Raw genomic sequence first — 8,771 nt, 5'->3', positions numbered from 1 at the left:
GTTGATCCGTCTCCAGCCCTGTCGTAACGTCCCAGCTCAACGGCCCTGCCCTGGTAGCTTCCTGACGTCTTCGCAACCGTCACGCTACCGAGCAGAGCCGTCTACATGATCACGGGCAGCCAGACCAAAACCCCCATGAATAGGCCGCCAGCAGTTGTTGGAAACCACCGGCGTCGGTGGGAATCGTCAGGGTGGCCAGGCTGCGCCACGTCAAACCGCCTCGTGGTCAATCATCTGGGCACTTCCCGCATAGGTATAGGGTCGGACGGGTGAGTACAGAGACAAATCCCCCCTCATGCTGATCGTTAATGCCCTGGTGCCGATCTTCTTCGCCCTGGGGCTCGGCTATGGCGCCGGAAAGCGTGCCCTGTTCGACCATCAGCAAGTAATGGGTCTCAACAAGTTCACCATGTCGTTCGCTATCCCCGCCGCACTCGCGGCGGCGTTTTTGGCCAACTCACGAGCCGCGATCATCACACGGCATCAGCAACTCTTGGTATTTTTGATCGTCGTGCTCGTCACCTACGCCCTCGCCTACGCGCTTTTTCGGGTTGCCTTCCACCTCACAGTCGCCGAGAGTTCATTCGTGACCATGGCAGTGAGCGTGGGCGCGTACGCCCCCATCGGACTGCCCCTGGCCAACAACCTGTACGGCCCCATCGGACAACTCGGCGTCGCCCTCAGCTTGCTCGTAGCGGTGGTTACCGTTATTCCTCTGAGTCTGGCCTTGGTCGAGCGCGACTTGGCAAGGAGTAGTCGCGACGGAACGACCCCGCGAGCCCGGCAAGCCATTCGCGCCGCCCTCAGCAAGCCTGTGGTCTGGGCGCCCCTCCTCGGCCTTTGCTACACCTTGGTCGTGCCTGTTCCGCTTCCGCACTTCGCCGTCCTGTCCCTTCAGGTCATCGGAGTCGCCGCTGGCGGTTCTGCACTGTTCCTCACCGGCCTCATCTTGGCCGAGAACAAGCAGGTAATCGACCGTGTCGTATTCACAGGCATCGGCATCAAAAACCTCTTCCAACCGCTGCTGACTGTGGGCCTACTGTACGTACTGGGAGCGCGGACTTCCTCCGCGGACGAGACACTCCTACTCATGGCGCTGCCATGTGGGGTGTTCCCCGTGATCTTCGCGTTCACGTACAAGATGAATCCGGCTCGGCTCGCCTCCACCACCTTGTTCTCCACTGTGTTCGGCATCGTCACACTGACCGCGGTGCTCCTGTTTGAGGGTTCTTTTTTATCGTGGGGGTTGTAAGAAATTCGGCGTAACTCCGATCATTGACCTTCTTCAGCGTTGCAGCTCCAGGGTGAGAACAGCCTTGGCGATTGACGTCATGCGGTTTGGACTGCCTCGGGATCTGCGGAAGATCTGCCAGGACTTCAGGCGGGCAACAACGCGTTCGACGGGTGCCCGTGCAGCGGCCAAGGCGCGGTTACTGAGGTTTTCGGGTTGTCGTCGGGTGGTGACGGTTCATGATCCCTGCGGTATGCCGGTGAGGTGAGGTATCCAGAGGGCGGGGGGCCTGACCGCTGAGCGTCGGGCGTTTCGTGAGGGGATCCGGCTTCAGGCCGGGCAGAGGTTCGCGGCGGGCGAGAAGACCACGGTGATCGCGAAGGACCTGCGGGTGAGTGTCCGATCGGTGGAGCGCTGGCGCCGTGCCTGGCGCGAGGGCGGCATGGAGGCCCTGCGCTCGGCGGGTCCGGCGAACTCCCCAACCGTCACCGCCGGCCAGTTCGCCGTGCTCGAGGAAGAACTCGGCAAGGGACCGGCCGCGCACGGCTTCGATGACGAGCGGTGGACCCTGGCCCGTGTCCAGACGGTGATCCGCCGGCGTCTGCGCCTGACGTTGTCGGTGGCGACGGTGTGGAGGCTGCTGAAGCGGCACGGCTGGTCCTGGCAGGCACCCGCCCGCAGAGCCCTCGAGCGGGACGAACATGCGGTGGAGCTGTGGAAGAAGGAGGTGTGGCCCCGGGTAAAAGGCTCGCGGCGGCCCGCGGGGCCTGGATCGTCTTCGAGGACGAGGCCGGATTCTCGATGACGCCGCCCCGTGGCCGCACCTGGGGCCGGCGCGGGCAGACCCCCGTCATCCGTGTCCGTGGCAGGTCCCGCCGCCGGACCTCGGTTGCCGCCCTGTGCTGCTACAAACCAGGCGAGAGGAGCCGCCTCATCCACCGGCCCCGTGCCCATCTTCGTCTCAAGGGTGCACGCAAGAGCTTCTCCTGGCAGGACTACCGCGACCTCCTGGTCCGCGCGCATATCCAGCTCGACGGCCCGATCGTGGTGGTCTGGGACAACCTCAACACCCACCTCGCCGCCGGGCTGAAACGGTACGAGGCCGAACACGACTGGCTCACCACCGTCCGGCTTCCGCCATATGCGCCTGACCTCAATCCCGTCGAGGCCGTCTGGTCACTCGTCCGCAGGGCGATGGCCAACACCGCCTTCGACACCTCCGACGACCTCGACCTCGTCCTCCGCCGAGAGTTACGCAGGATCCAGCTCCGACACCACCTGATCGACGGCTGCCTCACCGCCACCGGCCTGGCTATCACCCCACCGACCCCACCCTGAAAACCTCAGTACGAGTCTTCTCAGTGGGGGTGAGTTCCTGCAGGGGTCTGCGTTTGATGCCCGTGGTCAGCCAGGGGCCGCCGCCCTGGTAGGCGAGATCGGCCAGGATGGCAACGCCCTGGCGCTCGCATCCCTCCCTGGACCATCAAGATCCATTGTCAGGGTGTCCACTCCAAAGGATCAGCCTCAATCCGCTGCTGGAGTGCTAAATGATAGTTCTGGTTTAAGGTCGCGACATCGCTGATCTTATCTTGGCGGCCATTTGCGTTTTTCTGGTGTGAGCAGATCTTAATTCATCGCCGCAAGCAGCGGCGTCAATGCGAACAAACAAGGAAGGGAAGTGGAGTCGAATGAAGTGCATGTGTATAGATAAACTCGAGGTAGAGCATTACTTGCTTCACATTATCGAAATCTCCTATTCCGTAACTGCTTTGCGTGAACCTCGTTGTAGTTGTATGGGCGGGTGCCGCACTCCCGTGAGTTTTGACCGATAGGCCGCTCTTCCGCGGCGACGGACCATCGTGAGCCCGCTGAGGCGGTGCCCCCAAACGGGCACACTATTGGCCCCGCCCCGATCCATCAAATTTTGCACGTGAACAATCCCCGCGCGATCCACTCGAGCCTCCTCGAACAACGCCAACGGCAAGCTCCGAAGCTCCCCTGTAGTAGCCCGGAGACAGCATGCACGCCAGGCTCAAAGTATCTCCGGATGCAAGGGGTGCTCGCCGTCGGTATAGTGGCTGAAGCCGGGTCCGCGCATTAGGAGCTGCTCATGGACTACGAGACAAGGGTTTGGCCATTTATCGGCCGAGAAAGGGAACTCAGATCGTTTCGAGAGTCAATACATGACGAGCGGACGCACAACTACATCATTCACGGTGAAACCGGTGTCGGCAAGTCTCGACTCGCCGAGGAGTGCAGAATAATCGCCGAGACATCAGGACATTCCACGGGGCAGACAGTCCCTAGCCTCGATTCCGGAATTCCGCTTTGCGCTGTGGCGCACCTCATTCCCATACCACTCAAATTCAGCAGTCCAAGCGAGGTGTTCCAAGCGTCACGAGCCGAGTTCCGGAAAATCAGTTCGGAGGGCAAGCGTTTCTTGCTCGTCGTCGACGACATGAATCTCCTTGATGAGGCATCGGCCGTACTGATCTCTCAACTACTATTCGATAAAACAGTCTTTCTCGTAGGGACACTTCCCTCTCACGCTCACGCAAGCCTACAGGGAGCATCATTCGCACTACAGAATGACGACCGCTCCCTCCACGTGGAACTCGAAGAATTTACGTTTCACGAAACACATGCTGCGCTGACAGCGGCTTTGGAGGGAGACGTAGAGCCGCGCTCGGTAGAGCTTCTATACCGGAAAAGTTCAGGGAACCCATTGTTCCTTCGCGAGTTCATCACAGGAGCCCTTTCCCGCTCCGCCATGGTAAATCGACATGGCTTGTGGCAGCTGGTCGGCGACCCTCCGGTGACACGTCATCTCAAAGACATCCTGCAGAAGCGTCTCGAGGGGTGCAGCGCTGAGGCCTTTGAACTACTGAACCTCCTCGCGCTGTGCCAACCGCTCTCGAGCCGGGATTTCAGGGAGGAAGTGCGCGAGCTTGAGGAAAAGGGAGTGATTGTGGTAACACGGCAAGGCCGCAGGGAAGTCCTGAACCTGAGCCATCCCGTGTACGCAGACCTTCTGCGACAGACTCTCCCCACATTTCAGCGACAGAGCCTACTCCTTCGCCAAGCGGAGCGAACACGAATTCACGGAATGCGACGCCGTGAGGATCCGATGAGAGTCGCTGAGTGGGATCTTCTCGCCACAGGTTCCGCAGACCCAGAGCTGCTGCTGAAAGGAATCATGGTCGCCAGAAGCGTCGATGATTTCTCCACCGTGCTGGAATTGTCCGAAGCTCTCTGCCGAGTCGATGACGGTTGCACACCGCACCTGTTTCGAGGGGAGGCACTGTATGAGCTTGGAAGAATCACCGAGGCGTGGGAGGTGCTCCAGAAATCGGCCGCACGCGCCACTTGTGATGAGGAGATCACCAAGGTAGTGGTGAACCAGGCGAGAATCCTTGCCTGGGGAGTGACCGACAGTGAATCCGCTTTGCAGATGATCGACAGGACAAAATCCCAGGTAGAATCCGCGAAACTCCGCCTGCGTCTCGATGCCGCGCGAGCATCGGTACTTGTATCCTTCGGTCTGCACCAATCTGCCCTCGACATGCTCGCCCAAGTGGACCTTGATTCGGACGAGCAAGCAGGAATCCTTGGGCTATGTGCAAAGGCCACGGCGCTGATCGCCGTCGGGCAAGTAGAGAAGGGACTCGCTCTCGGCCAGGAGGCATATGGTCGGCGAGTTTCCTACGACGATCCTGTCGGCGTGCCACATCCGGCCCATTATCTCGTTCCGGTTATTTTCGGACTCGCGGAGTCGGGGCGATTGAATGAAGCCTACGAAACGGCGGAATACGCTTGGGATGACGCCTCCGCCGACGAAGCACCCGGCCCCCAGGCATGGCTGGCTGTGACGCTCTCACGCTACGCCATGCTCCTCGGCATGCCCCTCACCGCAAGGCGGTGGGCGGAGCAAGGGGCTTCCCTGGCCCGTCGCCATTCACTGAGGGGGACCCTCCGAATCGCGTTGAGTAGGGCCGTGGAGGCGGCAGCCGTACTGGGCGACACGAAAGACGCCGAGGAAGCTATGCGGGAAGAATCCCCGCTGCCGACCTGGGGGATCTACCGACCCGAGTTGGCACTGGACGCAGTGTGGGTGCGGGTGGCTTGCGGCGACCTACCTTCAGCGCTTGCCAAATTGAATACCGCTATAATCGAAGCGCGAGACCAGGGAAACATCGCCAGTGAATCACGGCTACTTCTGGAAGCCGTGAGGTTGGGGGATACCTCCTACGCCGGTAGACTGGCTGAGATAGCCGACGCGACAGACGGCTGGTTCATGGGGGTGTACGCAGATTACGCCCGGGCCAAGGTTGAAAACGCTCCAGAGCGACTCCTTGAGATATGTGACTCCCTAGAGGATGCAGGAGCGACCCTGCTTGCCGCGGAAGCTGCCGCTTCAGCTGCTTCCGCTTGGCGAAGGATGGGAAGAGTACGACCAGCCACCTCAGCTGACATTCGCATGGCCTCACTGGCAAAACAGTGTCAAGGAGCGGATACCCCCGCGTTGATGAGTCCAGAAATGACGTCCTCACTCACCAAACGCGAGATGGAGATCGCTCTGCTCGCCGCACCGGGCCTCAGCAGTATCGAAATCGCCGAGCGTGCCCGCATATCGAGAAAAACCGTCGACAACCATCTTCAGAAAATCTACGTCAAATTGGGCATTAGTGATAGAAGGTCACTCAGGCGAGCGATCGAAGAAGGAAGAGGCTCAGGGCCGTCAGCAAGCCCTTCTTGATCGGCACGGAACGCCCACGGTAATCGCATCTGACGCCCGGCACTCGGGTGTGCACTGCCGTGCTGACCGCTACACACCCGGCCACCGATCCCGGCTGCTTTACCGACCACTCTGGGCGACAGCTGCCGCGGTGGCATCGACGAGTAACACCCCGTACGTCCCTGCATCATACCGCCGTTGCAACCGCTACTCCTTGCGGAGTCCGGTACGTCCCGTGCAACCATGTGCTGAAAAACAGAACACCGACCCCTGTAGAGGAAAGGTCGGCCAGCGCAGATGGCAGCCGCAGATATATCTGCGGCTGCCAACGTGCGAGGAGGCCAGCATTAATCCGGAGATGGCGCAATCAGCGAGTATCCCCGTCAAGCGCGACAGGAGGTATATTCTTTTTCGTCTTTCCGTCGAGCGTGTAGTATTCAACGGTGGTCACGAATTTTGCACCTTCGGCCTCTACCTTCACCGCGCCGTCAAAGTAGGCAGATCCGCCGTCAAACCACCCCCACCCCTGCCCGCTTTCTTCAAGAGTTTGAGGATGAGACAAGGTGAAGTTATAGCCGCGATCGGAGCAATCCCAATCCCAATCCAACATATGGCTCATTTCATAAAGCCACCCAAAGGCCGGCCAGTTTGTCCCGGGGCGATCATGCGGGGAGCTAACGTAGATGCTCCCAGTCAGCTTGGCCTTGATGTCCATATCAGCAACGGCTTTTGTGGGTGTCATCAGGGTCGTCACCTTGGCCATGGTGTTCGGTGGGACCGGAATGGTTTGACGCGGTGCAACATAGGTACGGGTTTCTGTCTTGGTGTTATCTTCCCCCGTTGCGAGGTTAAACTCAGGCGAGGCCCCAATGCCTGAGATGAAACCAAGTTTGGCAGAATTAATCACATTACCTATCTTGAAGCCTCGCTGAGTCCTTGTTGTCTTGGTGTCCGTGAATGTGTGCTGGACCTCACCAGATGTGATGTTAAGTTCCCTTGATGTGGGATTGGACAGCTCGCTATCAATAAAAGTGGATGACTTATCCGAGGCAGAGGAGTGGCTAACGCTCCGAACCTTGGCACTCTCGTATTGCACGCCCATTTTCGACGAGTCTACGTGTACAGCATCCGATCCGAAAGATCCTGCACATTTTCCATACGCGTCCTTGATGAGCAAATCAAGGTCGGTGATTCTGTCGGCGGTCGGGTACTTATACTCGAATCCGCCCTCAGCGTGTGCTGTACCTGGCAGGAGTGATGCTGATATTGCCAGAAGGGAAGCGAGGGTTACAGAAGTCGACAGTCGGGCACGCTTACGTCGAGCCGTTTCCATATGTCCTCCTTTAGGGAAGTCAGTAGCATTTGCCGTTGCTGATTTTTACAGAGCTCTTCCCCCGGGTCGATAGGGAATCATTGCCCACGCGGCGGTCCTTCACGTCAGGGCTGTTTCAAAGTCCTGCGGGGTTGGTGAAGGCGCTGGTCACGGGGTAATGCCAAGGAGGGCGAGGGGGCGGGTGAAGGGTTCGTAGGACATCTCGCGGAGGCCGGCTGCGATGTTGGCCGTGCTCACGGAGCTTGTTGATCGCGAGGTTGCGCAGGGTGGCCATGTTCTCCGGGCCGTGCCCGGTACGGACTTGGGAGCGGTCCTCGTGGAAGGTGACATCGCGGATGAAGTGCAGCCGGTTCTCGATCACCCACTGTGATCTCACGAGGCGGGCGATCTTCTCCGGTGATGCCTGTCGGCTGGTGAGGTCTGTGATCACGTAGACGGTCTCGCGGGTCCGTTTCCCCGTCTTCAGGCTGGTGCGGTGCCGGGTGATCTTCGCGAACTGGGCGGCATACGGGAAGTCCAGGTCGTCGACCGTGAGCACTTGGACGACCCGGGGTTCCCTACGGCCGTGGCCCTGGCTGCGGTGGTAGAACTTCGCGGTCGCCCGCTCCCAGGGCAGCGTCCGCAGCAGCTCGTGGAACGTCGGCTGGTACTTCTTCACGGTGAACACGTAGTGCGCCTTCTTCACCTCCACCCCGGACTGCCGCTGCGCCGTCATCCCTGGGTCGTGGGCTGCTTCGCAGGAACGGGCTGTGCGCTTCCGCGGTGGCAGACCCGCGGCCCGGCTGTGGCCATGGGTCGCCAGCCGTACACACTTCCGCCCGGGAGGTAAATGGGCATCTATGCCACATGTGCGATCCCCTGGTCTCGCGCTTCCCTTGAGGCATGAACACCCCGCGAGAAACGTCGGACCTCCGGCTGGTGCCGGCATCGGAGTCGCACGCGACAGACAGCCATCGCTATCAGCTCCCGCACTCTTCCGCCGCTGCATCCATGGCGCGCAGGGAAACCCGTGCGGCACTCGAAGACTGGGGTATGAGCGAGGAGGAAATATATGACGCGCTACTCGTTGTCTCAGAGCTGGTCACCAACTCAACGGAACACGCCCTACCCCCTGTGGTTCTGGAGCTGCATCTACTCCCAGGTGAAGCTCAGGTATCTGTGGGTATCAAAGTCACTGACGGGGGCCCGACCACGCAGGAGGGCACGTGGACGCGAAGCTGCGGGTCCGACGAGCATGGACGAGGGACCCTCGTGATCGACGCCATTACCACAGAACCGAGCGGTGTTTTTGCAATCCACGAGCACTGGGAAGCCCGGCAGTCAGCACACCATCTCGACGCTGCCGAGCACCGTTGCACCGGGGTATGTAAAGCTTTCGGCTCTTACAAGATTTTCGTAGCTGGTGATCGCTCGGGTGCGGTTGTCAGCTGAGCAGGATGCGTTGGCGGAGGAGGCGGTGTCCGGCGCGGCCG

The 8,771-nt window shown here is 60.2% G+C and carries 7 protein-coding genes and 2 pseudogenes; 5 read left to right on the top strand and 4 right to left on the bottom strand.

The window, feature by feature from the left end; all coding sequences use genetic code 11:
- Nucleotides 1–295: 295 nt before the first annotated feature.
- Entirely contained in the window at nt 296–1,252 is a 957-nt protein-coding gene (locus tag ABZ532_RS30920) for an AEC family transporter (RefSeq protein ID WP_361291168.1), read from the top strand.
- A 33-nt stretch (nt 1,253–1,285) separates the two neighbouring features.
- Here the strand turns inward: ABZ532_RS30920 and ABZ532_RS30915 are convergent.
- Nucleotides 1,286–1,432, bottom strand: a pseudogene (locus ABZ532_RS30915) (transposase family protein); the annotation flags it as partial.
- Nucleotides 1,433–1,601: 169 nt separating this feature from the next.
- On the opposite strand from ABZ532_RS30915, the gene ABZ532_RS30910 reads away from it, so the two are divergent.
- Both ABZ532_RS30910 and ABZ532_RS30905 read left to right on the top strand, forming a co-directional pair.
- Complete coding sequence (locus ABZ532_RS30910; protein WP_361291165.1) at nt 1,602–2,036, top strand: winged helix-turn-helix domain-containing protein; 435 nt, start codon at nt 1,602–1,604, stop codon at nt 2,034–2,036.
- The gene (locus ABZ532_RS30905) at nt 2,033–2,569 is read left to right on the top strand and encodes a transposase (RefSeq protein ID WP_361291171.1); all 537 of its coding nucleotides are present in this window, start codon (nt 2,033–2,035) and stop codon (nt 2,567–2,569) included. The genes ABZ532_RS30910 and ABZ532_RS30905 overlap by 4 nt, the downstream gene beginning before the upstream one ends.
- 13 nt (nt 2,570–2,582) lie before the next feature.
- Here ABZ532_RS30905 and ABZ532_RS30900 read toward each other — a convergent pair.
- A pseudogene (locus ABZ532_RS30900) lies at nt 2,583–2,699 on the bottom strand (IS5/IS1182 family transposase); the annotation flags it as partial.
- Between the two features lie 642 nt (nt 2,700–3,341).
- Here ABZ532_RS30900 and ABZ532_RS30895 point away from each other — a divergent pair.
- Nucleotides 3,342–5,987 (top strand): LuxR C-terminal-related transcriptional regulator, encoded by a 2,646-nt coding sequence (locus ABZ532_RS30895; RefSeq protein ID WP_361291162.1) that lies wholly within the window; start codon nt 3,342–3,344, stop codon nt 5,985–5,987.
- A gap of 346 nt (nt 5,988–6,333) precedes the next feature.
- Here the strand turns inward: ABZ532_RS30895 and ABZ532_RS30890 are convergent, their stop codons facing one another.
- Entirely contained in the window at nt 6,334–7,299 is a 966-nt protein-coding gene (locus ABZ532_RS30890; protein WP_361291159.1) for an ETX/MTX2 family pore-forming toxin, read from the bottom strand.
- A 115-nt stretch (nt 7,300–7,414) separates the two neighbouring features.
- Nucleotides 7,415–8,014 carry an ISAs1 family transposase gene (locus ABZ532_RS30885; protein WP_361291156.1) on the bottom strand — a complete coding sequence of 200 codons (600 nt, stop codon included), beginning with the start codon at nt 8,012–8,014 and terminating at the stop codon, nt 7,415–7,417.
- 167 nt (nt 8,015–8,181) lie between these two features.
- On the opposite strand from ABZ532_RS30885, the gene ABZ532_RS30880 reads away from it, so the two are divergent.
- Nucleotides 8,182–8,730, top strand: coding sequence for an ATP-binding protein (locus ABZ532_RS30880; protein ID WP_361291153.1), 549 nt, complete (start codon nt 8,182–8,184; stop codon nt 8,728–8,730).
- The last annotated feature ends 41 nt before the right edge of the window (nt 8,731–8,771 follow it).

Origin of the sequence: Streptomyces sp. NPDC019396, from assembly GCF_040632375.1 — a bacterium.
Taxonomy (GTDB): Bacteria; Actinomycetota; Actinomycetes; order Streptomycetales; family Streptomycetaceae; genus Streptomyces.
The sequence above is the reverse complement of the archived record's forward strand: the minus strand, read 5'-3'. Positions and strand labels throughout refer to the sequence as shown.